Source organism: Herbiconiux sp. 320_LB (genome assembly GCF_059691755.1).
The window spans coordinates 519,348-543,556 of sequence record NZ_JCAWAD010000001.1 but is presented as its reverse complement, the minus strand read 5'-3'; the positions used below and the strand labels follow the sequence as shown (position 1 = coordinate 543,556).

22 protein-coding genes and 1 tRNA gene are annotated in these 24,209 nt (G+C 69.8%); 16 read left to right on the top strand and 7 right to left on the bottom strand.

Features of this window, described 5'->3' with window-relative positions; translation table 11 throughout:
* Positions 1-26: 26 nt before the first annotated feature.
* Positions 27-455: a nucleoside-diphosphate kinase gene (gene ndk, locus AC59HU_RS02550; RefSeq protein ID WP_497221755.1), complete on the top strand. Its 429-nt coding sequence runs from the start codon at positions 27-29 to the stop codon at positions 453-455.
* Between the two features lie 27 nt (positions 456-482).
* Here ndk and AC59HU_RS02545 read toward each other — a convergent pair whose 3' ends face one another.
* Complete coding sequence (locus AC59HU_RS02545; protein WP_497221754.1) at positions 483-1,097, bottom strand: vitamin K epoxide reductase family protein; 615 nt, start codon at positions 1,095-1,097, stop codon at positions 483-485.
* 297 nt (positions 1,098-1,394) lie between these two features.
* On the opposite strand from AC59HU_RS02545, the gene AC59HU_RS02540 reads away from it, so the two are divergent.
* Positions 1,395-4,175: an Rne/Rng family ribonuclease gene (locus AC59HU_RS02540; RefSeq protein ID WP_497221752.1), complete on the top strand. Its 2,781-nt coding sequence runs from the start codon at positions 1,395-1,397 to the stop codon at positions 4,173-4,175.
* A 64-nt stretch (positions 4,176-4,239) separates the two neighbouring features.
* Here the strand turns inward: AC59HU_RS02540 and AC59HU_RS02535 are convergent, their stop codons facing one another.
* The gene (locus AC59HU_RS02535; RefSeq protein WP_497221750.1) at positions 4,240-4,515 is read right to left on the bottom strand and encodes a DUF4031 domain-containing protein; all 276 of its coding nucleotides are present in this window, start codon (positions 4,513-4,515) and stop codon (positions 4,240-4,242) included.
* A gap of 157 nt (positions 4,516-4,672) precedes the next feature.
* Between AC59HU_RS02535 and rplU the strand changes: the two genes are divergently transcribed.
* The 4 genes from rplU to proB all read left to right on the top strand — a co-directional run bounded on the left by rplU (position 4,673) and on the right by proB (position 7,728).
* Complete coding sequence (rplU, locus tag AC59HU_RS02530) at positions 4,673-4,981, top strand: 50S ribosomal protein L21 (protein ID WP_497221749.1); 309 nt, start codon at positions 4,673-4,675, stop codon at positions 4,979-4,981.
* Positions 4,982-4,993: 12 nt separating this feature from the next.
* The gene (gene rpmA, locus AC59HU_RS02525) at positions 4,994-5,254 is read left to right on the top strand and encodes a 50S ribosomal protein L27 (protein WP_497221748.1); all 261 of its coding nucleotides are present in this window, start codon (positions 4,994-4,996) and stop codon (positions 5,252-5,254) included.
* Between the two features lie 123 nt (positions 5,255-5,377).
* Positions 5,378-6,892: a GTPase ObgE gene (gene obgE, locus AC59HU_RS02520; protein WP_497221747.1), complete on the top strand. Its 1,515-nt coding sequence runs from the start codon at positions 5,378-5,380 to the stop codon at positions 6,890-6,892.
* The gene (gene proB, locus AC59HU_RS02515) at positions 6,889-7,728 is read left to right on the top strand and encodes a glutamate 5-kinase (protein ID WP_497221746.1); all 840 of its coding nucleotides are present in this window, start codon (positions 6,889-6,891) and stop codon (positions 7,726-7,728) included. Before obgE ends, proB begins: the two co-directional genes overlap by 4 nt.
* A gap of 122 nt (positions 7,729-7,850) precedes the next feature.
* On the opposite strand, the gene AC59HU_RS02510 is transcribed toward proB, so the two are convergent.
* The 3 genes from AC59HU_RS02510 to AC59HU_RS02500 all read right to left on the bottom strand — a co-directional run bounded on the left by AC59HU_RS02510 (position 7,851) and on the right by AC59HU_RS02500 (position 12,337).
* Positions 7,851-8,897 carry a YncE family protein gene (locus AC59HU_RS02510; RefSeq protein ID WP_497221745.1) on the bottom strand — a complete coding sequence of 349 codons (1,047 nt, stop codon included), beginning with the start codon at positions 8,895-8,897 and terminating at the stop codon, positions 7,851-7,853.
* A gap of 14 nt (positions 8,898-8,911) precedes the next feature.
* Positions 8,912-11,149 carry a hypothetical protein gene (locus tag AC59HU_RS02505; protein WP_497221744.1) on the bottom strand — a complete coding sequence of 746 codons (2,238 nt, stop codon included), beginning with the start codon at positions 11,147-11,149 and terminating at the stop codon, positions 8,912-8,914.
* A 174-nt stretch (positions 11,150-11,323) separates the two neighbouring features.
* On the bottom strand, positions 11,324-12,337 hold the full coding sequence (locus AC59HU_RS02500) for an EamA family transporter (protein ID WP_497221743.1): 1,014 nt from the start codon (positions 12,335-12,337) through the stop codon (positions 11,324-11,326).
* A 36-nt stretch (positions 12,338-12,373) separates the two neighbouring features.
* Here AC59HU_RS02500 and AC59HU_RS02495 point away from each other — a divergent pair, with 36 nt between their 5' ends.
* The 9 genes from AC59HU_RS02495 to AC59HU_RS02455 all read left to right on the top strand — a co-directional run bounded on the left by AC59HU_RS02495 (position 12,374) and on the right by AC59HU_RS02455 (position 21,008).
* Complete coding sequence (locus AC59HU_RS02495; protein WP_497221741.1) at positions 12,374-13,717, top strand: glutamate-5-semialdehyde dehydrogenase; 1,344 nt, start codon at positions 12,374-12,376, stop codon at positions 13,715-13,717.
* A gap of 52 nt (positions 13,718-13,769) precedes the next feature.
* Positions 13,770-13,982, top strand: coding sequence for a hypothetical protein (locus tag AC59HU_RS02490; protein WP_497221740.1), 213 nt, complete (start codon positions 13,770-13,772; stop codon positions 13,980-13,982).
* Between the two features lie 9 nt (positions 13,983-13,991).
* Positions 13,992-14,633 (top strand): nicotinate-nucleotide adenylyltransferase, encoded by a 642-nt coding sequence (gene nadD, locus AC59HU_RS02485; protein WP_497221739.1) that lies wholly within the window; start codon positions 13,992-13,994, stop codon positions 14,631-14,633.
* A gap of 47 nt (positions 14,634-14,680) precedes the next feature.
* Positions 14,681-15,778, top strand: a complete 1,098-nt coding sequence (locus AC59HU_RS02480) for a hypothetical protein (RefSeq protein ID WP_497221738.1) — start codon at positions 14,681-14,683, stop codon at positions 15,776-15,778.
* Between the two features lie 25 nt (positions 15,779-15,803).
* Positions 15,804-16,175 carry a ribosome silencing factor gene (gene rsfS, locus AC59HU_RS02475; RefSeq protein ID WP_497221737.1) on the top strand — a complete coding sequence of 124 codons (372 nt, stop codon included), beginning with the start codon at positions 15,804-15,806 and terminating at the stop codon, positions 16,173-16,175.
* A gap of 79 nt (positions 16,176-16,254) precedes the next feature.
* Positions 16,255-16,327 (top strand) — tRNA-Ala (locus AC59HU_RS02470).
* Positions 16,328-16,688: 361 nt separating this feature from the next.
* The gene (locus AC59HU_RS02465; protein ID WP_497221736.1) at positions 16,689-17,783 is read left to right on the top strand and encodes a hypothetical protein; all 1,095 of its coding nucleotides are present in this window, start codon (positions 16,689-16,691) and stop codon (positions 17,781-17,783) included.
* 97 nt (positions 17,784-17,880) lie between these two features.
* Entirely contained in the window at positions 17,881-19,881 is a 2,001-nt protein-coding gene (locus AC59HU_RS02460; RefSeq protein ID WP_497221735.1) for a chaplin family protein, read from the top strand.
* Between the two features lie 275 nt (positions 19,882-20,156).
* On the top strand, positions 20,157-21,008 hold the full coding sequence (locus AC59HU_RS02455) for a mycofactocin-coupled SDR family oxidoreductase (RefSeq protein ID WP_497221734.1): 852 nt from the start codon (positions 20,157-20,159) through the stop codon (positions 21,006-21,008).
* Between the two features lie 7 nt (positions 21,009-21,015).
* Here AC59HU_RS02455 and AC59HU_RS02450 read toward each other — a convergent pair whose 3' ends face one another.
* Positions 21,016-21,609 carry a helix-turn-helix domain-containing protein gene (locus AC59HU_RS02450; protein WP_497221733.1) on the bottom strand — a complete coding sequence of 198 codons (594 nt, stop codon included), beginning with the start codon at positions 21,607-21,609 and terminating at the stop codon, positions 21,016-21,018.
* Between the two features lie 55 nt (positions 21,610-21,664).
* Here AC59HU_RS02450 and AC59HU_RS02445 point away from each other — a divergent pair, with 55 nt between their 5' ends.
* Positions 21,665-23,098, top strand: coding sequence for an NtaA/DmoA family FMN-dependent monooxygenase (locus tag AC59HU_RS02445; RefSeq protein ID WP_497221732.1), 1,434 nt, complete (start codon positions 21,665-21,667; stop codon positions 23,096-23,098).
* On the opposite strand, the gene AC59HU_RS02440 is transcribed toward AC59HU_RS02445, so the two are convergent.
* Positions 23,095-24,051: a Dyp-type peroxidase gene (locus AC59HU_RS02440; RefSeq protein WP_497221731.1), complete on the bottom strand. Its 957-nt coding sequence runs from the start codon at positions 24,049-24,051 to the stop codon at positions 23,095-23,097. The genes AC59HU_RS02445 and AC59HU_RS02440 overlap by 4 nt on opposite strands.
* Positions 24,052-24,209: the final 158 nt, after the last annotated feature.

Sequence of the window (24,209 nt, the reverse complement as noted above, 5' to 3'; positions counted from 1 at the left end):
CGCGCATCCCGCGGCCACTCGGAAGGATGACCGTGCCCACGTACGTCGAAGAAACCCTCGTTCTCGTCAAGCCCGACGGTGTCGCCCGCAACCTCACCGGCGAGATCCTCCGCCGCATCGAGGCCAAGGGCTACCAGCTCGTCGACATCAAGCTGATCGAGCCCGACCGCGAGCTGCTCGCCGCGCACTACGAGGAGCACCAGGGCAAGCCGTTCTACGAGCCGCTCGTGGAGTTCATGGAGTCGGGCCCGATCGTGGCCCTCCGGATCGCCGGCAACCGCGTGATCGAGGGCTTCCGCTCGCTCGCGGGCACCACCGACCCGACCACTGCCGCTCCCGGCACCATCCGCGGCGACCTCGCCCGCGACTGGGGCCTGGCCGTGCAGCAGAACCTCGTGCACGGCAGCGACTCGCCCGAGTCGGCGCAGCGCGAGCTCGCCCTCTGGTTCGACTAGAGCGACGGTCCGGCTGCGGTCGGACGACTAGAGCGTCTGGAAGATCGCGGTGATCGCGTCGAGCCGCAGCTGCGCGATCACCACGATCACCAGGTAGCTCAGCAGCACCAGGGTCCACACCCACGGGTAGACGAGCGCCGCCACCTCGCGGCTGCCCTTCCCGTTGCCGAAGTGGCCCTCCTTGAGGTTGTAGGCCGTCACGTACCAGAACGACGGGATGACCACCGACCACACGAGCATGCAGTACGGGCAGAGCGTGCCCAGCACGAAGATGCTCTGACCGATCAGCCAGATGATGAAGACCATCGCGCCGACGAAGCCGAGGTTGAACAGCACCCAGAACCACTTCGCGAACCGCGCGCCGGCCAGGATGGCCACGCCGACCACGATCGGGGCGACGAACGCGGCGACCCCGATGATCGGGTTCGGGAAGCCGAAGACCGAGCCCTGCTGGCTCGCCATGTTGGGCCCGCAGGTGACCAGCGGTGAGATGTTGCAGGTCGGCACGTAGTCCGGGTTGATCAGGGTCTGGATGCGCTCCAGAGTCAGATCGAAGGCCGAGTACCAGCCGATCACCCCCGCCACGATGAGGAACACGGCCAGGCCGATCGGTCGGCGGTAGGGGAGCGGTTCGGCAGGCACGATCGCATTATTGCAGAGCGGGTACGCGAGCATTCTGGGAATGCGTGCGATAATCGACGGAGGTTTCCGTGAACGTCACGGTCACCGCCCACGAAGACTTTTCGGCCGGCTGCCCAGGAGCGATGCTCCTCGCGGCACCCGGTCAGACACGGAAGACAGACAGAGCGACCGGGCCCGATCATCACCGGGCCGGCGCACCGGAGAGACTGGCGGAGAACTTCGCGAACGCGGATCTTCGTTCTTGAGAGTACCTGCCGGAGGGCGCGAGCCCCCGGCTGGCAAGGAGTTGCACCAGAGATGGTGGAGAAAAATTCACACAACGACCAGGATGCGAACAACAACGAAGGAGCGGGGCGGAGGAAGAACCGCCTGTTCGGCGGCCGCCGGGCGGTGAAGAAGTCGGAGCCCCAGGCCTCGTCGCGACCGAGCTTCAATGAGCAGTTCCAGGCCGCGCCCGCTGTGCCGGACGAGCCCGTCGTGTCGCAGGCGCCCGTCGTGACGGACGAGCCCGTCGTGACGGACGAGCCCTTTGCGTCGGACGGGGTCGAGACCGAAGCCGCCCTCGCCGCCGCGGCGGTGCTCGAGGTGCAGCACGACGACGAGCCGGGGCTCGCGCCCTTCGCCGCCGGTGCCGGGGCGACCCAGGATTCACCCGCCGCACCGGCCGCTCCGCCCGCACGGGTGCTGAGCACGACCTCGCTTTTCTTCCAGGCGCCCGACCTGCCCGACCTCCCGCCGCTGCCGCCCCGCGGCGGTGACCGCGGGCGCGACGCGCGTTCCGGTGACGACCGCGACGACGACGGTCGCGACGACCGCGGCGGCCAGCCCTCCGACTCCTCCGTCCGACGCCGTTCGCGCCGTCGTTCCGGCGAGGAGGGCCGTGGGGGAGACAACGACCCCGCGAACACCGTCGTCAAGGTGCGCACGCCGCGCGAGCCCGAGCTGATCACCGAGCCGCAGCGGGTCAAGGGCTCGACCCGGCTCGAGGCCAAGAAGCAGCGCCGCCGCGACGGTCGCGACGCCGGGCGCCGCCGCCCCGTGGTGACCGAGGCCGAGTTCCTCGCCCGCCGCGAGGCCGTCGACCGCGTGATGGTCGTGCGCGCCAAGAACGACAAGATCCAGATCGGCGTGCTGGAGGACGGCGTGCTCGTCGAGCACTACGTCGCCAAGGCGCAGGACGCGTCGCTGATCGGCAACGTCTACCTCGGCCGCGTGCAGAACGTCCTGCCGAGCATGGAGGCGGCCTTCGTCGACATCGGGCGGGGCCGCAACGCGGTGCTCTACTCCGGTGAGGTCGACTGGGATGCGGCGGCCGAGAACAACGAGGGCAAGGGCACCCAGCCGCGCCGCATCGAGCTCGCGCTGAAGTCCGGCGACACCGTGCTCGTCCAGGTCACCAAAGACCCGGTCGGCCACAAGGGCGCCCGCCTCACCAGCCAGGTCAGCCTCCCCGGCCGCTACCTCGTCTACGTGCCGAACGGCTCGATGAACGGCATCTCGCGGAAGCTCCCGGACACCGAGCGGGCGCGCCTCAAGCGCATCCTCAAGGAGGTGCTCCCCGAGAACGTCGGCGTCATCGTGCGCACGGCCTCCGAGGGCGCCACCGAGGAGCAGCTGACGCTCGACGTCAACCGCCTCACCTCGCAGTGGGCGCACATCAGCGAACAGGTCAAGAAGCAGCAGGCCCCGCACCTGCTGCACTCCGAGCCGGATCTGCTGATCAAGATCGTGCGCGACGTCTTCAACGAGGACTTCCACCGCCTGGTCATCTCCGGGGACGAGGCCCAGGCCACGATCGAGAACTACCTCGCCGCCGTGGCGCCGGACCTGCTCGACCGCGTGCAGAAGTACGAGGGCGACCGCGACGCGTTCGACGAGTTCCGCATCTCGGAGCAGATCGAGAAGGCCCTCGACCGCAAGGTCTGGCTGCCCTCGGGCGGTTCGCTCGTGATCGACCGCACCGAGGCGATGACGGTGGTCGACGTGAACACCGGCAAGTTCGTCGGCTCCGGCGGAAACCTCGAGGAGACGGTCACCAAGAACAACCTCGAGGCGGCCGAGGAGATCGTGCGCCAGCTGCGGCTGCGCGACATCGGCGGCATCATCGTGGTCGACTTCATCGACATGGTGCTCGAGTCCAACCGCGACCTCGTGCTGCGACGGATGATCGAGTGCCTGTCCCGCGACCGCACCAAGCACCAGGTCGCCGAGGTCACCTCGCTCGGCCTCGTGCAGATGACCCGCAAGAAGCTGGGTCTCGGTCTCCTGGAGTCGTTCAGCGAGCCCTGCGACGTCTGCGCCGGCCGCGGCATCATCGTGCACCACGACCCGGTCGTGAAGCACCGCCAGTCGAGCCAGCCCCCGCAGGCCGGCAACTCCTCCTCGAACAACCGGCGCTCGCGCGGCGGCAACGGGGGCAACGGCGGCAACGGGGGTTCGAACGGCAACGGCGGTTCGGGTTCGAACGGCAACGGCAACGGCTCCTCGTCGAACGGGCACGGCAACGGATCGTCGTCGAACCCGGTCGTCACCCACGCGATCACCGACGACGCGAAGAACGCGCTCGCGAAGATCGCTGCGAGCACGATCGCCACCGCCACGGGTGCGATCCAGACGGTTCCGGCCGAGGTCGCGGCGGAGGCGGCGCCTGCCGTGTCCACCGCGCCCGAGTCGCCGACCGCATCCGCCCCGGCCGAGCCCGCGCCGGTGGAGACGCCCGCCGAGGCGCCGGCAGACAAGGCGGCCACCGCATCCACCTCGCGTCGTCGCAAGTCGCGTCACAGCAGGGGCGACGCCGAGACGGAGCCGCAGGCGGCCGAGGCCTCGGCAGCGACCGAAGCGACCGCGCCGGCCGAGGCGCCCGCCGTGCGGGAGCCCGAGGCGGACGTCCCGGTCGCCATCCTCGACATCCCGGTCGCGAAGTCCGCCCGGTCACCCCGCGTGGTCACTCCGGATGCGACGCAGCTGCTCGACTCCGTGCTCGACGCCCTCCCGGAGCCGAAGCAGCCCGGCCAGGGCCGCGGGCGCAGCCGCCGGGTCTCCACGGCCGCCGTCTCGGCGCCGGTCGACGACAAGTAGCCCACGGCCCGCTCTCGCGGGCTCAGTTGGCCCAGTGCTTGGCGGGCTCGCGGGCTCAGCGGACTCAGTGCTTGGCGGGGCGGTCCTTCGAACGGATTCGGAGGCCGCTCCGTCGCAGCCTGACGACCAGGTCGCGGTAGCTGACCGGCAGCGCACCGGCGGCGACCAGTTCGTCGTACCGGTCGACCGGCACGTCGTAGTGGTCCAGATCGAAGCTGCGCGGCGGCAGGCCGGCGCGGCGGGCGAAGGAATGCAGTTCGTCCAGCGATTCGTCGCTGACCAGGTGGCCCCAGATGGTACCGTGGGCTGGCCACATCGGCTTGTCGATCAACACGGTCACAGGGCTGAGTATCCCACTTGGCCCGGTTTGACCGAAATCGCGGATTCAAGTAAGCTTGACCGCTGGTGTGCGTAGAGCGTTTCTCTCGCAATCGCCAAGACTTCCAAGCGTTGCAGATTGCGCTTTTGAGGGCCCCTAAAAGAGTTAGGTACGTAAATTGGTTTACGCAGTTGTGCGCGCCGGTGGTCGGCAGGAAAAGGTAGAGGTCGGCACCATTGTCACCCTCGACCGGATCAAGGCTGACAAAGACGGCAACATCGAACTGGCGGCAGTGCTGCTCGTCGACGGTGAGAACATCACCTCCGACGCCACGTCGCTTTCCAAGGTGAAGGTCACCGCCGAGGTCCTCGAAGACCTCCGCGGCCCGAAGATCATCATCCAGAAGTTCAAGAACAAGACCGGATACAAGAAGCGCCAGGGCCACCGCCAGGAGCTGACCCGTGTCAAGGTCACCGGAATCAAGTAAGGATCAAGGCAGATGGCACACAAAAAGGGTGCGAGCTCCACTCGCAACGGTCGTGATTCCAACGCTCAGCGCCTCGGCGTGAAGCGCTTCGGTGGCCAGGTCGTCGGCGCGGGCGAGATCATCGTCCGCCAGCGCGGCACGCACTTCCACCCCGGCGTCAACGTCGGCCGTGGCGGCGACGACACGCTGTTCGCCCTCGCGGCGGGCGCGGTCGAGTTCGGCGCCAAGGGCGGCCGCAAGGTCGTCAACATCGTCGCAGCGGCCGCCGAGTAATCTCGCGAGTCGTTTCGAGCAGGGGTGGGCCTAGCGCCCGCCCCTGCTTTTGATTTTCCGGCCGAGCCGTCCAAGAGGCGGTCGGCCACTGCAGTACTACGAAGAGAGTGTGAGGGAACCGGAATGGTGACTTTCGTCGACCGTGTGACCCTGCACCTCAGGGCCGGCAACGGCGGCAACGGATGCGTGTCCGTGCGTCGCGAGAAGTTCAAGCCGCTCGCGGGCCCCGACGGTGGCAACGGCGGGCACGGCGGGGACATCGTGCTGGTCAGCGACCCGCAGACCACGACGCTGCTCGGCTTCCACCGGCATCCGCACGTCTCCTCCACCAACGGCGGGCCCGGGATGGGCGACCACCGCGCCGGAGCGAACGGCGAGGAGCTCGAGCTGAGCGTGCCCGTCGGCACGGTCGTGAAGAGCGCCGACGGCGCCGAGTTGATCGACATGGCCGAGCCCGGCATGCGCTACGTCGTGGCCGAGGGCGGCCAGGGCGGCCTCGGCAACGCGGCCCTCTCCACCACCAAGCGCAAGGCTCCCGGCTTCGCGCTGCTCGGCACCGAGGGCTGGCAGGGCGACGTCCTGCTCGAGCTCAAGACCGTCGCCGATGTCGCCCTCGTCGGCTTCCCCTCGGCCGGCAAGTCGAGCCTCGTGGCCGCCATGTCGGCCGCGAAGCCGAAGATCGCCGACTACCCGTTCACGACGCTGCACCCGAACCTCGGGGTCGTCGAGTCCGGCGGCATCCGGTACACCATCGCCGACGTGCCGGGCCTGATCGAGGGCGCGAGCGAGGGCAAGGGCCTGGGTCTGGAGTTCCTCCGTCACGTCGAGCGCTGCAGCGCTCTGCTGCACGTGCTCGACTGCGCGACGCTCGAGCCCGGCCGCGACCCGATCTCCGACCTCGACATCATCCAGGCCGAGCTCGCCGCGTACCCCGTGCCCGAGGGTCAGGTGCCGCTCCTCGACCGCCCGCAGCTGATCGCGCTGAACAAGATCGACGTGCCCGAGGCGCGCGAGCTGGCCGACTTCGTCAAGCCCGACCTCGAGGACCGCGGCTACCGCGTGTTCGAGATCTCCACCGCCAGCCACGAGGGTCTGCGGCAGCTCTCCTTCGCCCTCGGCCAACTGGTCGAGGATGCGCGGGTCGTCGCCGCCGCCGAGCCCAAGGCCACCCGGATCGTCATGCGCCCCCGCGCCGTCGACGAGGCCGGGTTCGAGATCAAGGTCGAGGGCGGCACGCACGGCAACGTGTACCGCATCCTCGGCGCCAAGCCCGAGCGCTGGGTGCAGCAGACCGACTTCACCAACGACGAGGCCGTCGGCTTCCTCGCCGACCGGCTGGCCAAGCTCGGCGTCGAGGACAGGCTGTTCAAGGCCGGAGCCGTCGCCGGCTCGGCCGTGGTCATCGGGGCCGGCAACGGCATCGTCTTCGACTGGGAGCCCACGCTCACCTCGACCGCCGAGCTCGTCACCGCCCCCCGCGGAACGGATGCGCGCCTGGACGGCCCGCGTCGCCGCACCAGCCACCAGCGCCGCGAGGAGTACTACGACCTCATGGACGCGAAGTCCGAGGCCCGTGCCGAGCTGGTCCGCGAGAAGGAAGCGGGGCTCTGGCGGGACGACGACGAGGACGAGTCGTGACCCGAAGCCCTCTGCGCTCGCGTGCCGGCATCCCCGGGGCGCGGCGGGTGGTCGTCAAGGTCGGCTCCTCGTCGATCAGCGGCGAGAACACCGGTCAGATCGAGCCCCTCGTCGACGCCCTCGCGGCGGCGTACGGGCGCGGAACCGAGGTCATCCTGGTCTCGTCGGGGGCGATCGCCACCGGCATGCCGTACCTGCGGCTCGACTCCCGGCCCACCGACCTGGCGACCCAGCAGGCCGCGGCCGCGGTCGGGCAGAACATGCTCATCCTGCGCTACGGCGACAGCCTGCGGCGGTACGGCATCGTGGCCGGCCAGGTGCTGCTGACCGCCGGCGACCTCGAGAACGCCACGCACCGCTCGAACGCGCAGCGCGCGATGGACCGCCTGCTCGGCCTCCGCATCCTGCCGATCGTGAACGAGAACGACACCGTGGCCACCCACGAGATCCGCTTCGGCGACAACGACCGCCTGGCCGCGCTGGTGTCGCAGCTGGTCGGGGCGGATGCGCTGATCCTGCTCTCCGACGTCGACGCGCTCTACACGCGACCCCCGCAGGAGCCCGGAGCGGTGAAGATCACCTCCGTGCCCCTCGGCGACGGTCTGGCCGGCGTCACCTTCGGCTCGGCGGGCGCCGCCGGCGTCGGCACCGGGGGAGCCGCGACCAAGGTCTCCGCCGCGCGCCTGGCGGCGGAATCGGGCACCGCCGTCCTGGTCACCTCGACGGCCCTGGTCGCCTCGGCCCTCTCGGGCGACGACGTCGGCACCTTCTTCGAGCCTTCGCTCGACCCGGCCCCCCGCACCCCCACCGGCTCCTTCTCCCTCGTCGCCGACTGACCGCAGCGCTGGCGCTGCGCACCGCTGCGTGCCGCTGCGCGCCGCTGCGTGCCGCTGCCGCCGAACACCGCTGGGGATGCACCGGGTTTCGGCCCGATGCATCCCCAGCGGTTTCGGCCCTCCTACTCCGTGAGCACGGTGATGGTGCTGCTCGTCGCCCGGGCGGCGTAGACGGTGTGGTTCAGCCCGTCCACGGCGACCTCGCGGGTCGGGCCGATCGCGAAGGGCGAGCCGGTGGCGGTGTGCGTCGCGCTGTCGAAGACGCTCACGCTGGCAGAACCGCCTGCGCCGGCCTGCTTCACGTAGACCCGGCCGCGGATCTGATCGATGTCGATCTCGTCAGGAAAGCCGCCCACCGCGATCTCCGGAACCGAGGCCGAGCGGCGGTAGCCGTCGATCACGCTCAGTGTTGCCGACACCCCGTTCGCGACGAACACCTCGTGTGTGTACGTGTCGACCGCGAGGCCCCGGGGCTGCCGACCCACTCCGATGTCGAGCCCCTTGTATCCACCCGTCACCTCGTCGATCACGGAGACCGTCCCGGTGCCGGGGTTCGACAGGTAGAGCTGCCGTAACAGCGGATCCACCGCGATCGCGGCGACCTCCTGATTATTCGGCAGCCGCGTCAGTTGAGTCACCGGTCCCACGTCCTGAGGCCTGCCTCCGCCGGTCACCTGCATCAGGCGGTTGATGGTCAGGGGACCGGACGGCTCCGTGGTCGCGAAGAACATCGTGTGGCTGAACGGGTCGATCGTAACGGCCGCGGGTCTCGCATTGAGGCCGAGGTCGACGCCCGCGCCCGGCAGGCCTCCGTCTTCGGTCTGGACGTCGATCCGGTACTTCCGGCCGCCGGCGACGGGCAGCCACTTGCCGACCGTGTAGACCTGTCCGAGCACGGGGTCGACGGCGAGGAAGGCGTCGGCGTACGACCAGCCTCCGAGCGAACCCGGTAGCCGCTCCACGACGGCGTTCGTCGTCGTGTCGATGACGGTGATCGCCCCGTCGCGGGCATCCAGAGCGAATGCCCGGTGCGTGTTGCTGTCCACCGCGATCGAGGCGGGAGTGAATCCGCCCGGATCGATCTCGGTGGCCCCGGCATGGGCGGCCGGGACGACGCCGGCCGTCACGATCACCGCCGCGACGCCCGCGGTGACGATGGCCTTGCTCACTCTGCGCATCCGCCCTATCCCTTCATCTCGATGCGGATGGAGAACGGCTTGCTCTCGCGAGGTCGCGCGCTGTCGCCGGGCGTCGACGACCAGGCGTGGACGTCGGTGACGGTCATCGTCCCCGAAGCCGAGCTGCTCGGGGTGAAGACGATCGTCGAACCGGTCGCAATCAGGGTGCCTTCCGGCTGCTCGAAGCGCGAGCCGTCCGCCCCGCCGGGGAACCGGGGGACCGGGGTGGTGACGAGATCGAGTCCATCGGGGAGGGAGCAGTCCAGCGTGATGGTCAGGGGTGCTCCCTTCAGAGCGGCACGGTCGTACGGCACAGCGACGTCTTTGCAGACCGGCGCCCGATCCCGGACCACGACCGGCAGCGCGACGGGAGTGCTCGGTGCGCCGGTCACCTCGTCCCAGGCGGTCAGCGTGATCGTGCCCGCAGGGCCGACCGTGTCGGTGTCGGTCCAGTCGTAGGCGATGTTCCCGTCCGCGTCGACAGAGCTCGAGGCACCCGTGATCGCGCCGGTCACATCCACTCGCAGCGAGTCCCGGGAGTCGGTCGAGCACAGGGTCGCGAGATCCAGGACGAACGGTGTCGCGCGTTCGACCTCGAGGACGCCGCCGTGGATGTAGCCGTGTTCGCCGGTCGGATCCAGACCGTGGAGCGGTCCGTCGGTCGTGCAGGTCGGCTTCGACTTGACCCCCACCGTGATGAGGAACGGATGCTCGACACCGTCGGTGTCGAGGGCGGCGGCGACCAGGGAGTCGCTGTAGCCGCCCGCATTCTCGGGAGCCTTGTAGTAGAGGTCGCCGAGCCTGCCTGAGCCGAAGCCGGCGTTGCCCTCGGCGAGCCAGGACTGGGACGTCGAGTCGGCGTAGGAGCGGAACGTTCCGGCGGCGACCAGGGCGCGCGGGGCGACCTCGGCGCTCTTGGGCACCATCATCGTGCGGACGTCCTCCGGAGAGAGTGCGTCGATCTCGCCGCGCGTCAGGAGACGTATCCCCGTCACCGAGCCCGAACAGCCGTCCGTCACGTTCTTCGTGAGAGCCTGCCCGGCGATCGAATCGAGCTCCACCGGCGGGCAGTAGAGCGAGGTCGGGGTGGCCGCCATCGTCTTCAGCTCGTCGACGAGCGTGCCGTGCTCGGTGCCGGTCAGGGTGATGGTCACCCAGTCGGAGCCGCCGGTGAGTCCGGCCTTGGTCGTCACCTCTGCTGATGCGATCTGGCCGCAGGCGCTGCCCGACGGTCCGCCGGGGGTGCTCGCCTGTTCGGACGCCTCGGCGTAGAGCGGGGCGAGGTCGGTGGGTGCGGGTCCGTCGATCGGCACGGTCAGTGCCAGGTTGATGAGCTCGAAGACGCCGTCGACGAGATCCTGGAAGCTCGGCGGAAGCGACTTGTAGGTCGTCAGGTACTGCTTCTCGGCTTCTCCGATCACGTCCAGGATCTCCTTGACGACCAGGTTGCGGGTGGTCGGAGGCAGCTTGGCGAAGTTGCGCAGGAACGCCGCGCGCGACTTGATGTCGCCTCGGCCGCCGGCGATCGCGAGCAGGGCGATCGAACGGATGCCGTCACCCAGGCCCGCGGTCATCGTCACGGGAGCCTCGCCGCCGGGCCAGTACAGGGACTGGGCCGCTTCCTCGGCCGTCATGCCTTCGAAGGGGTTGGATCCCGGCTCCCCGCTCTCGGGCGCACCGAGGTTGACGTTGATCGACACGATCCGGGACGGGGAGGTCATGTTGATGACGAGGTCTTTCGACTTCTCGGCCGTGGCGATGTTCTCCCGCATGAATTTGCCGTCTCCGGTGGCCCCGTCGGTCGACGCCTCCGGGTCGGCGGCATTGTTCGCGCCCGCCACACACTTCGGCCCGGCGCCCGCGGGCTTGGACGCCGGCGGCTTGGGCAGCAGCGGCCCGGGCGGTGCGGGGGGTGGCGCATCACCACCGGAAGTGTCCGGCGAATCGAGAGGACCGCCGTCTCCCGTGGGGTGGGAGATGACGTCGCAGGTCGAGTCCATGTCGGCGAACTTGGGCGTGATCCCTACTTCGACGTTGTGCTCGTTGCCGTCTTTGTCGGTGTACGTGTGAATACCGCCCGATGACCAGCCGACGATCTTCGGCTGGCACTCGGATGGCTGCGCCTCGGCGCGCGGTGCGGTGTGATTCACGAGCCCGCCGGCCAGAAGAGCCGCGATGACTCCCACGCCGATCAGGAGTCGCCGCCGGCGGCGCTGAGGGAGTGGATGGACTGCTGTGTTCATTCGGATCTACCTTCTGTTTCCATAGGTGAGGGAAACTCGGGTAATGATGGCATGGGCGTTCGGACCTCACAAGCGTGCGGACGGTCGCTGGTCGAGGATGAGCGGCAAATACTCATGCCACCCCCGATGGCGCCGAGGGGTGGCTCGCAGCGTGAGGAGGCCCGGGCGGCCCGCTCAGCCGGCGAGGCTGAGGAGGGTGGCCGCGACGACGGCGAGGGCGATGCCCGCGAGTTGGGTGGGGGAGACGCGCTCGCGGAGCACCAGGGCGGCGAGGATGACGGTGGCGACCGGGTAGAGGCTCGAGAGCACCGAGACCGCCGCGAGGTTGCCGCCGTGCAGGGCGAGCAGGAGGAGCGCGTTCGCGGTGCCGAGAAGCAGGCCCGCGGCCGCCGCCGTGAGCCAGGGCGGCCGGGCGGCCTTCGGTCGGGCGGGTCCGGTGTCGGCCTGCGGCGCCGGACGCGCGTCGGAGCCGGAGGTCCGCGAGGTGGCGTCGGCTGATACCAGGGGTGGGGTGGCAGGAAGTGCGGCGGGCGGCCCGGCCGGATCGTCGGCCTCGGCGTCGGGGTCGGCGGCGAGCCAGGTGGGGCGGAGGCGGAGGAGACGGAGGACGAGCATGAGCGCCGCCAGTACGAGGATGCCGCCCGCCATCTCGAGGAACGCGGGGAACAGGCCCGAGGCGGCGGGGGAGGCGTCCAGCGCCACGATCGACGCACCGAGCGTGACGCCCGCGACCAGCGCCAGCACGGCTCCAGGCAGGGTGACCCGCAGGCCGCCGGGAGCGCGCTGCACCGAGATCAGGATGCCCGCCACGACCGCGAGCCCCACCGCACCCCAGCCGAGCGGCGAGAGCGCCTGGCCGGTGACCGCCGCGGCGACGATCGGCACCAGCGCCTGGATCACCGCGATCGCCGGGGAGAGCAGGCTCATCGGCCCGATCGCCAGCGCCGCGTAGAACGCGATGAAACCGACGATCGCGAAGAGCGCCGCGGCCGATCCCGCGACGACGGCCTCGTCCGAGACCGTCCAGCCCCCGAACAGCAGCGTCACGCCGATCACGGCCGCACCGAAGAGGTATGTGATCAGCGTCGCCGGCAGCACCGCGAGCCGGCGGGCCGCGAGAGCGCCGAGGAAATCGGAGGTTCCGTAGAACAGGCTCGACCCGAGGGCCAGCAGCACGATCACCGCCACCCGCGGGCCCCCGCCCGGGACGCGTAGAATTCGGGCATGTCTGAGGTTATCGCGCCCGATCACGTCATGTCCGCGCAGCCCGGGTCCGCCGAGTCGCCCGCCGCACCCGCCGCGACCACCGCATCCACCCCGCCCGACGCCTTCGACGCCAAGCTCGCCGCCGCACGCGCCGCCTCCCTCGTGCTCGCCACGGCCACCACCGACCAGAAGAACAGCGCGCTCGAGGCCATCGCCCGCGCGATCGAGGGTGCTGCCGCCGAGGTCGTCCCGGCGAACGACCTCGACCTCGACACCGGCCGCCGGAACGGCCTCTCCACCGCCCTCCAAGACCGCCTGCGCCTCGACGCCGCCCGCCTGGGCTCCCTCGCCGCCGCGGTGCGCGAGATCATCGGCCTCACCGACCCGGTGGGCGAGAGCATCCGGGGCCGCAACCTGCCCAACGGCGTGCGCATCGACCAGGTGCGCGTGCCCTTCGGAGTGGTCGGCGCGATCTACGAGGCGCGTCCCAACGTCACCGTCGACATCGCCGCCCTGGCGATCAAGAGCGGCAACGCCGTCGTGCTCCGCGGCGGGTCCGCGGCCGAGAACACGAACCGCGTGCTCGTCGCGCTCATCCAGGGCGCGCTCGAGTCGGTCGGGCTTCCCGGGGCCTCGGTGCAGACCATCGACGAGTTCGGCCGCGAGGGCGCCGGCCGCCTGATGCGGGCGCGCGGGGCGATCGACGTGCTCATCCCGCGCGGCAGTGCGCAGCTGATCGAGACCGTGGTCACGGAGTCGAAGGTGCCCGTGATCGAGACCGGCGCCGGTGTCGTGCACGTCTTCCTCGACGAGTCGGCGAACGAGCAGTGGGCCGTCGACATCGTGCACAACGCGAAGGTGCAGCGCCCGAGCGTCTGTAACGCCCTCGAGACCCTGCTCGTGCACGAGGGCGCGGCAGAGCGCCTGCTCGGGCCGGTGCTCGGTCGGCTGGCCGCATCCGGTGTCGTCATCCACGGCGACGAGGCCACCCGCGCCCTGTTCCCGGATGCGGTGGTCGCCACCGACGACGACTGGGCCGCCGAGTACATGAGCCTCGACCTCGCCGTGCGCGTGGTCGCCGACGTCGACGAGGCGATGGAGCACATCCGCCGCTACTCGACGCACCACACCGAGTCGATCATCACCAACGACCTCGGAAACGCGGAGCGCTTCCTCAACGAGGTCGACTCCGCGGTGGTCATGGTGAACGCCTCGACCCGCTTCACCGACGGCGGCGAGTTCGGCTTCGGCGCCGAGGTCGGCATCTCGACCCAGAAGCTGCACGCCCGCGGCCCGATGGGGCTGCCCGAGCTGACCAGCACGAAATGGCTCGTGCGTGGTTCAGGGCAGTTCCGCAAGTAGCGGTATCGTAGGAGGGTCCGTTACGACCTGTGGGAGAAAAATGTCCGTCCTGATGAGTGTTCTCGCGGCTGAGGCCGATCAGCACGTCGTGCTCCCCTTCCCGCCCATCGTGTTCGGGATGATCGCGGCCGTCATCTTCATCGCCCTCGGTTTCGTGACCTGGAGCTACCGCGACGTCGCCAACCGTCACCCGCAGAAGTCGGCGTCGTTCGCGGCGACCCACGACGTGCACGGCCAGGCCGACCGCACCGGCGCGGATCACTAGTCCCGAGGGATGACGACCCACACGTCTGCGACGGGCGAGCCGCAGGCCGACGCGCCGTCGGAGAAGCGCCGCCGCCGCGTGGGCGTGATGGGCGGTACGTTCGACCCGATCCACCACGGTCACCTCGTGGCCGCCAGCGAGGTCGCGAACTCGTTCGGCCTCGACGAGGTCGTGTTCGTCCCGACCGGCCGGCCCTGGCACAAGCAGCCCGTCACGACGGGGGAGCACCGCTATCTGATGACGGTGATCGCCACCGCGTCCAACCCCAACTTCACGGTGAGCCGCGTCGACATCGACCGGGGCGGCGTCACCTACACGATCGACACCCTGCGTGATCTCAAGCACGAGCATCCCGACGACGACCTCTTCTTCATCTCGGGGGCGGATGCGATCGCCCAGATCCTGAGTTGGAAAGACGTCGACGAGCTGTGGGGACTCGCCCATTTCGTGGCGGTCTCCCGGCCGGGTCACACCTTCGCGGTTTCGTCTTTACCGCGCCAGGACGTAAGCTATTTGGAAGTTCCTGCGCTAGCGATATCGTCCACTGACTGTCGCGGCCGGGTCGGCCGGGGTTTTCCGGTGTGGTACTTGGTACCCGACGGTGTCGTTCAGTACATCACCAAGCACCACCTATATCGGAGTGTTGAATGAGTTTGTCGCACGATGAGCAGCCGCTGACGCGGCGCCAGCTACGTGAAATGGAGCGCCAGAAACCGCGCAAGGAGCGCGAAGCTGACGCCAAGGCGGCCGAGCAGGCCGAGACCGCGCGGAAGGCCGACGCCGAGCGCGAGGCCGCTTCGGGCACCGACGAGGAGTCGACCGGCTCGTCGTCGCGCCGTGCGCTGCGCGAACAGGGTCCGGCCACGCCGGCCGAGACGGCGGCTGCCGCTGCACCGGAGGCCGCTGCACCTGTCTCTGCCGCATCGGCGACCTCTGCCGCATCCGTCGACGAGATCGACGAAGACACGATCGTCCCCGAGATCGTCTCCTCCGACGACGCGGTCGACGACGCCGAGCCGGCGACGACCTCCGAGCCGATGATCGACGTCGTCCCGATGTCCGAGCCCGTGCTCATCCCGTCGTCCGACAACGACACCCAGTTCGCCGACGAGGGCGACGACGACACCGCCGAGCACGCCGAGATCATCACGACCTCGGACGACTCGGGCGAGACCGTCGTCGAAGAGATGGTCATCGACGTGCCGATCGCCGAGACGGTCGACCCGACCGCCGAGGCCGCCGCCCACGTCGCGGCCGAGGAGCGCCAGGCCCGCGAGGCCGAGACCGCCGCACCGCCTCTGGCTCCGCTGTTCCAGAGCCCGTCCGAGCGTGCCCGGGTCACCAGCGAGCAGCTGCCCTCCTCCTTCGACGACCTGATCTCGGTGCGGAACGCCGCCGCCGCGAACTCGATCTCGACGACGAGCGCGCTCGTGCTGCCCACCGTCCCCGGCTCCAACGACGTCGGAACGGCGCTCGACGAGACCGGTGAGGTCATCATCACCGGCTCGATCGACCTTCCGGCCAGCTTCGGGGCGATGGGTGCCCCGGCATCCGGGCTCGAGTCCAACGACCTCGACACGCTCCTCGAGCGCAGCGAGGTCGAGATGGGCGGAGCCGATGTCGCGCCGGTCAGCGCCAGCCGCGCCATCAGCACCAACACCTCGTCGACGTCGTTGATCGCACCCCCGAAGCGCGCGAAGGCGAACGCGCCGGTCGTGCTCGCGATCACTGCGGGCGTGCTCGCGGTCGGCGTCGTGGGCCTGCTGTTCGCCGTCTTCGTCTTCCGGATCTTCTGACCCACTCCACGACCAGAAAGTCTTCGTGACCGCTTCCACCCGTTCCCTCGAACTCACCCAGATCGCCGCGCAGGCGGCCGACTCCAAGCAGGCGGAGAACCTCGTCGCTCTGGACGTCTCCGGGCCCCTGCCGCTGACCGACGTGTTCCTGCTCGCCTCCGGGCGAAACGAACGCAACGTCATCGCGATCTCGGAGGAGATCCAGGACAAGATGGCGGAGGCCGGCGCGAAGGCGATCCGGCGTGAGGGGCTGGCCGACGGTCGCTGGATCCTGCTCGACTTCGGCGACATCGTCGCGCACGTCTTTCACGAGGAAGACCGCATGTACTACTCGCTGGAGCGCCTGTGGAAGGACTGCCCGGTCGTGCCGCTGGCCGTCACTCCGGCCGAGGCGTGACGTGGTTCACGAGCACTCGTTCGATGTAGTAACCTAGACAAGTTGTTTCCGAGAGATCGGAAAAAACGCCCAGTCACCTGGGCCCGTGGCGCAGCTGGTAGCGCACCTGCATGGCATGCAGGGGGTCAGGGGTTCGAATCCCCTCGGGTCCACAGAATGGAGGCGAAGCCCCGCGAGAGATCGCGGGGCTTCGCCTTTTTCGTGCGCCCATTTTTCTCCTTCTTCGGGTTTGTCTTCGTGCGTGTGATCGGTCGTCGCTCGCCCGACTACCTAGATCGGATGCGGCGACTACTGAGTTCGCTCGGCTCCCGCTTGCCTCGAACCGGCGACGCGTAGTGGTCTGGATTCACCTATCTGCTGCGATTCGTGTCCGGGAGGTGATTCATCGTGGAGGACCTGGTTTCTGGGCCGGCGTTCGAGCCCCGTCGTGGGCTCGGGGTGGGGCGTGCATCCGGTTCTGCGCCGCGGTGGATCGGCCGTCGCTGGGCGCGGGTCGGATTGGGTGCGGCAGGGGTGGCTGCGGGACTCGTCGTGGCCGGGGCGCTGATGGGGGCGTCCTCCGCCCACGCCGACGAGGCGCCGTCCTCGGGGCCGGTCGCAGGTCTCCTGGGATCGGTGGGGTCGGCCGTGGGCGGGTTGGGCGATGCGGTCTCACCGGTCACAGGCGCGGTCGGAGACGTGGTGTCGGGTGTCTCGGACGAGGTCGTCGCGCCGGTCGTGACGGAGGTCGCGGTTCCGGTCGTGGAGGTTCTTCCCGCTCCGGTGTCTGAGCCGGTGGCGGATGTGGTGGCTGTTGTGCCTGAGGCGACCGATGCGGTCCCCGATGTGGTGGATGCGGGCCGGGTTTCGGGCGTCGTCGATCCGGTGGTGGGGGCTGTGGACGGGGTCGTCGCACAGGTGCCCGTGGTGTCGGATGTGCTGGGCTCGGCTCCGGTCGGGTCGGTCACGGCGCCGGTGACGGGTGCGGTCGACGGAGCTTTGGCGGATGTGGTCTCCGGGACCGTCGCGCCGGTGGTGCACGGGGTCGCGGACCCGGTTGTTCAGGCTGGGGGAGGCACTGCGGTTCCTCCCGGACTTCCGGGGGTGCCGAGCGTTCCCGGGCTTCCTGGCGTACCGGTTTCCGGCGTGCTGAATCCGGCTGATGGCGCCTCTTCGGTGCCGGGGACGGGCTCTTCTGTCGCCGGATCACCCGGTGTTCTGGTCGCCGGGCCGGCGGTGGGTCTGCCCGCCGGTGTCGGCGGGGTCGCGGGGCTACGCGGTGGGTCCGCCGCATCCGCTTCTGGGGCGCTGTTCGCGTCTTCTGCCGCGACCGGATCGGCTGGTCAGGTGGATGCTTTGTCCGGCAGTGCGGACACACCTGGCGGCCCGGTGTCGCCGTTCGTGCCCGGTGGGCCGAGTGGGCCCGGAGCTTCTGGCGGCGGCATGCCCTCTGGGCAGTCGTCTGGTGCCGGTGGGTCTTCGGGCCCCGGTGGGGCGGGCGCGGGCTTTGGTGCCGATGTGGTGGGTTCGGGTGTGTTCCCGGCCCTGTTCGGTGCTCTGACGGGCACCGCGGTCGATGAGGATGTTCCCTCGTCGCCGGTGCACGAGACCGACACCTCTCCTGACTGACCGAACCCTCGCCCCGTGAAGTTGTCCGGGGCTGATGGGTTCTGACACGGCATGTCCGTGTCCTGTTCGGTCAATCAAATTTTGGAGAAGTGCTCTCATGAACAAGTTCGTCTCGCGGGGACTGTGGACAGTCCTCATCACCGGTGGGCTCTGCGCCCTCGGTGCGGGAGTCGCGAACGCTGCCACGACGGATGGCAGTGACTCGATCGGCTCCGGAAACCAAGCGGTCGTGCAGCTCAACCTGCCGATCGATCTCTCCGGCAACGGCGTCGCCGTCCTCGGCGACAGCAGTTCGACGGGTTCGACGGCCTCGGCCGCGGCTCCCGCCGCGGACGCGGCTCCGGCTGTCGACCCGGCTCCGGCTGTCGACGCGGCTCCGGTGGAGCTCTCCACCAGCGGCCTCGACGGGGTGCTCTCGGGGACCCAGGCGGTCGTCGACGTGAACGTCCCGATCACGGTCTCGGGCAACGCGATCTCCGGTATCGGCGACGCGACCACCGAAAACGCCGCCGTCGAGTCGACCCCGGCCGAGTCGGCACCGGCCGAGGCGGCACCGGCGGCGGATGCTCCCGTCGCGGACTCCTCGCCGGGCGCCTCCACCTCGGGTGAGGACAGCATCCTCGGCGGCACCCAGGCCCCGATCGACGTAGCGGTCCCCGTCACGATCGCCGGCAACGGCATCTCGGTCATAGGAGACTCGACCTCGGTCGACTCCACCGCCACGACCGGGACCACCGCCGCGGCCGGCTCCACCGGCACGACCGGCACGGGCACCGCGACCGGCACCTCCGGGTCAAGCACCACCACCGGTGAGGACAGCATCCTCGGCGGCACCCAGCTGCCGATCGACGTGGCGCTCCCCGTCACCATCGCCGGCAACGGCATCGCGGTCATCGGAGACTCCTCCTCGACCGACTCCGACGTCACCACCAACACGGGTGTGACCGGCACCTCGCCGGCCACCGGCACCGCGCCGACCACGGGCACGGGCATCGGTACTGGTGCCACGACCGACGGCGAAGACAGCGTCGCCGGCGGCAATCAGGTGAGCCCCGTCGTGACCGCCCCGGTCACGATCGGCGGCAACGGCATCTCGGTCATCGGCGACTCCTCGTCGACCGGCGCGGACGTCACCACCACCACCGGCACCACGCCGGCCACCGGAACCGGCACGGGCGCCACGACCGACGGTGAAGACAGTGTCGCCGGCGGCAACCAGGTCACCCCGGTCGTCACCGCACCCGTCACGGTGGGCGGCAACGGCATCTCCGTCATCGGCGACTCCTCGTCAACCGACTCAGACGTCACCACCAACACCGGCGGGACCGGCACCACGCCGGCCACCGGAACCGGCACGGGCGCTACCACCGATGGCAACGACAGCGTCGCCGGCGGCAATCAGGTGATCCCCGTGATCGGTGTTCCGGTCACCATCGGCGGTAACGGGGTGTCCGTGATCGGGGACTCGTCCTCGACCGGGTCCACGGTGACCGTCCCGACCGGCGGCACCCCGGGTGACCCGGCCACGAACGGTGAGGGTTCGATCGGGGGCGGGAACCAGATCAGCCCGATCATCGACCTGCCCATCACCATCGGCGGGAACGCCGCCTGCGTCATCGGCGACTGCACCACCGGCGGATCCACCATCACCCCCACCGACCCGACGGACCCCACGGACCCGACGGACCCCACGGACCCGACGGATCCCACGGACCCGACGGACCCCACCGACCCGACGGACCCCACCGACCCGACGGACCCCACCGACCCGACGGATCCCACGGACCCCACGGACCCGACGGACCCGGCCGGTCCGACGGACCCGGGGACCCCGACGGATCCCGGAACCCCGGTGACGCCCGAGCAGCCCGCCACCCCCGCCACCCCGGCGGCACCGGTGACGCCCGCCACGGTCGTCCCGGCCGGGTTCACCAGCGCCCCCGTCGCCTCGGCGACGACCGGTGCCGGTGCTGACACGGGCAGCCTCGCCCTCACCGGAGGAAACCCCTTCCCCCTGATCGGCGGACTCGCCCTGCTCCTCCTCCTCGGCACCACCCTCCTCGCGGCCACCCGCCGCAAGACGACCACCCAGGAGTAGACACTCGCATCACCCCCGCGGGGCACCCACCCAGGGTGCCCCCGCATCACCCTGCCCAGCCGCCCCCATCCACCGCCCCACCCGGCCGCCGAGAAGTCACGAACACGTCCAAAACGCGCCGGGAAGACGTAAAGGTGACCTCTCGGCGAAGTGGCGGGCTATGAGAGGGGGTGACTCGGGAGGGCGCGGGGAGTAGCCTTCTGGCATCGAGTGCCGGAATGGACCGCACCGATGAAACCGCACCACCAGAACCACCACTGCAAAGGAGCATGGACATGGGTCTTCTCGACGGAAAAGTCGTCTTCATCACCGGCGGCGGCCGCGGCCAGGGCCGCGCTCACGCCGTCGTCTCGGCGAAGGAGGGCGCCGACATCGTGTTCATCGACACGACCGAACCCTTCGCCACGGTGCCCTACGCCCACACCACCGCCGACGACATGGCCGAGACCGTCAGCCAGGTCGAGGCCCTCGACCGCCGCGTGCTCAGCATCGAGGCCGACGTGCGCGACCAGAGCGCCCTCGACGCCGCCGTCGCCGAGGGCATCGCCCAGTTCGGCCAGATCGACTGCCTGATCGGCAACGCCGGCATCTGGACCCTCGGCCCGGTCGCCGACATGACCCGCGAGCAGTGGCAGGAGATGATCGACATCAACCTCACCGGCGTCTGGCAGTCAGTCAAGGCCGTGGTGCCGCACATGGTCGAGCGTCAGCAGGGCTCGATCGTGCTGACCTCCTCGGTGAACGGCCTCGAGGGCGGCCCCTTCTTCTCGCACTACACCGCCGCCAAGTTCGGGGTAGTGGGGCTGATGAAGGCGATCGCGGTCGAGCTCGGCCCGCAGGGCATCCGCGCGAACACGGTCAACCCGGGCACGATCCTCACGGGCATGACCAACAACCAGCAGGGCTACGACATGATGGCCGGGCACCCCGGCGGCACCTACGACGACCTGATGGCCGCGGGCCGCAGCTACGGCATCCTCAAGGGCTCCGGATTCATGCAGCCGGAGGTCATCGCGAACGCCGCCGCCTTCCTCAACTCCGACATGGCGTCGAACATCACGGGCGTCACCCTGCCGGTCGACTCGGGGCACCTGGCGATGGCGGGCATCAACATGGATCCGAAGTGACCCGCGTTCAGTGCGCCCGCGCGCCCGACGTGACCACGATCACCCGGTAGCCCGCGGGCCCCTCCGCCCGCCAGCCGTGCGCCACCCCGGCCGCGAGCGTGACCGAGTCTCCGGGCGCGAGGCGGTGCACCACCCCGTCGGCGAGCCCGACCTCGAGCACGCCCTCGACCAGGTAGAGGAACTCGTCCTCCTCGTGCACCGCGAACTCCGAGAACACCTGCTCCGAGCCCCACATCTCGATGCCGAACAGCCCGCCCGGAAGCTGCGCGAGCTGCCACACCGCCCGCGCACCCGCCGGTTCACGCCGCCCGGAGCGGTGGACGACGTCGACCCCCGCGGCGGTCGACCGGTGCGCGGCGGGCTGCGCGAGCAGGGCCCCCGAGCGGATGCCGAGAGCCGCCGAGAGCTTCGCCATCGACGCGAGGCTGAGCCGGGCATGTCCGCGCTCGACGAGACTCAGGAAGGGCTGCGACATCCCGGCCGCCGCGGCTAGCTGCACCAGGGTCAGCCCGCGTTCGGCCCGCAGGCTCCGGATGCGCGCACCCATCGAGACGGCCTCGTCGTCGAGCGGCGCCGTCGTGCGTCGTCGGTCGTCGTTCATCTCGTCGAAACCTCCCGAAACAGCCCGGAAAAATATTTATGCGATAAATATAGCCATGACGACGCCCTTGATCCTCGGCATCTTCCAGTACATCGGACCCAACGGCACCGTGGGCTCGGCCTGGCAGTCCCCACGGGACGAGTCCGCGAACTTCACCAAGCTCTCGCACTGGACGGCCCTCGCCCGCACGTTCGAGGACGCGAAGCTCGACTTCCTCTTCCTCGCCGACAGCTACGGCTTCCCGGCGCTCGACGGCGACCTGATCCCGGCCTCGGTGCGGGAGGGTCGCGGCATCCCGCACGGCGACCCCATGCCGCTGATCTCGGCGCTGGCGGCCGTGACCGACAAGCTCGGGTTCATCCTGACCACCTCCACCACGGTCGAGCCGCCGGCGGCCAACGCACGCCGCTTCGCCACGCTCGACCACTTCACCGACGGCCGGATCGGCTGGAACATCGTGACCGGGTCGTCCGGAGCGACGGCCGCCGCGCTGATGGGCAAGGAGCTGATCGCGCACGACCTCCGCTACGACATGGCCGACGACTATCTCGACGTCAACCTCACGCTGTGGGAGGGCTCGTGGGAGGACGACGCGCTCGTGCTCGACAAGGAGGCCGCGGTCTACGCCAACCCGGCGAAGGTGCACGTCGTCCATCATGAGGGTCCGTACTTCCGCACCGACGGCATCCTGAACCTGCCGCCCTCGCCGCAGCGCACCCCGCTGCTGGTGCAGGCCGGTGCCTCGGGGCGTGGCCGGCAGTTCGCCGGCCGCAACGCCGAGGCGGTGTTCGTCGGCGGCGGCGAACCCGAGACCGTCGCGCGCACGATCGCGGGCATCCGGGCGAGCGCCGTGGCCGCCGGGCGGCCGGCCGACGCGATCAAGGTCATGGTCGGAGCCCTGTTCATCACGGCGCCGACGACCGAGGAGGCGTGGGCGAAGCACGCCGAGATGCTCGCCATGTCGAGCCCGGAGGGGGCGGCGGCGATCTATGCCGGGAACACGGGGGTCGACCTGCTGGCGCTGGACCCGGACAAGCCGATCGCCCAGACGAGCACCGAGCTCGGGCAGTCCAACCTCGAGCGATACCTCGGCGCCGACGGCCGGCCGGCGCCGCTCGTGCGCGACATCCTCGAGAACTTCCGGCGCACCGGGATCAACGGCAGCGTGTTCGTCGGGACCCCGGACGACGTCGCCGACCAGCTCGAGGAGTTCGTCGCGGTGACCGGGGCCGACGGCTTCCTCATCCAGCCCCACCTGATGCCCGAGACCTACGACGACCTGATCGAGCTTCTGCTCCCGGTGCTCCGCGACCGGGGGCTGGCCCGGCGGGAGTACGTCGGGGACACCCTGAGGGAGCGGTTGTTCGGGGCGGGCAGGACGCACCTGCCCGAGACGCACCGGGGGTACGGGTTCCGTGTGGGCCGCGCGGCGGGTGGGGCGGTGGACGAGGTCGCCGCCGAGCCGGTCGACCAGGCGGCGGCGGGTTAGCCGCCGAGACCCTCGAGCACGTCGTTCGACGGCACGAAGAACGTCGTGCCCGTCACGGCCGTCGAGAAGTCGAGGATCTGGTCGTACGACCCGACCGGATCGCCGACGAACATGTGCCGGAGCATCTGCTCGATCACCCAGAGGTTGCGGGCGTAGCCGATGAAGTAGGTGCCGAACTCGTCCTGTCCCGGTCGCCCGAACGGCATGTTGTCGCGCAGGATGTCGTGCTCGACCCCGTTCGCGTCGACGATCGTCGCGAGCGTCTTGTGCGCCTTCTGACCCTCGACCGCGTCGTCGAGCTCGACGTTGTCGGCCTTGGTGCGGCCGATGATCTTCTCCTGCAGCTCGGTCGGCAGCGAGGTCCAGGCGTTCAGGTCGTGCAGGTACTTCTGCACCACCACGTAGCTGCCGCCTCGGAACTCCGGATCCTCCTCGCCGATCAGCGAGGCGCGGGCCATGGATGCTCCCGTCGGGTTCTCCGTGCCGTCGACGAAGCCCAGCAGGTCGCGCGAGTCGAAGTACCGGAAGCCGTGGACCTCGTCGACGACCGTGGCCGCGTCGCCCAGCTTCTGCAGGATGAGCCGCTCCAGCTCGAAGGTGAAGTCGGCCCGTTCGGCGCGGATGTGGAACAGCAGGTCGCCGGGGGTGGACACGGCGGTGTGCACCGGCCCCCTCACCTCGAAGAAGGGCCGGAGCTGCGCCGGGCGGGAGCTCTGCCCCAACCGGTCCCAGGCGTCGGAGCCGATCCCGACGTTGCAGGAGAGATGCGCGTTCAGGTCGCGGAAGCCGACGCTCCGGATCAAGCCGCCGATGTCCGAGATCACGTCGCGGACGGTCGCGGCCGCGTCGTCGCCGTCGCCCATCGCGACGACGAGGAACACCGCCGCGGTCGAGAGGGGAGCGTCGACGCTCTGCGGTTCGATCGGAGTGCGGTCCCAGGCCTCGTCATGCATGCAGCGATCCTATTGCCGGGCGGATGCGCACTCGTCCTGCGAAGAGAGGAACCTCTGTTGCTCGAATAGTCGGCGATATATCTTTTACTTGACACCAGGAGTTATACGATATATCTTTGACACATCGCGAAACACTCGCGACATTCACTTATACCGAA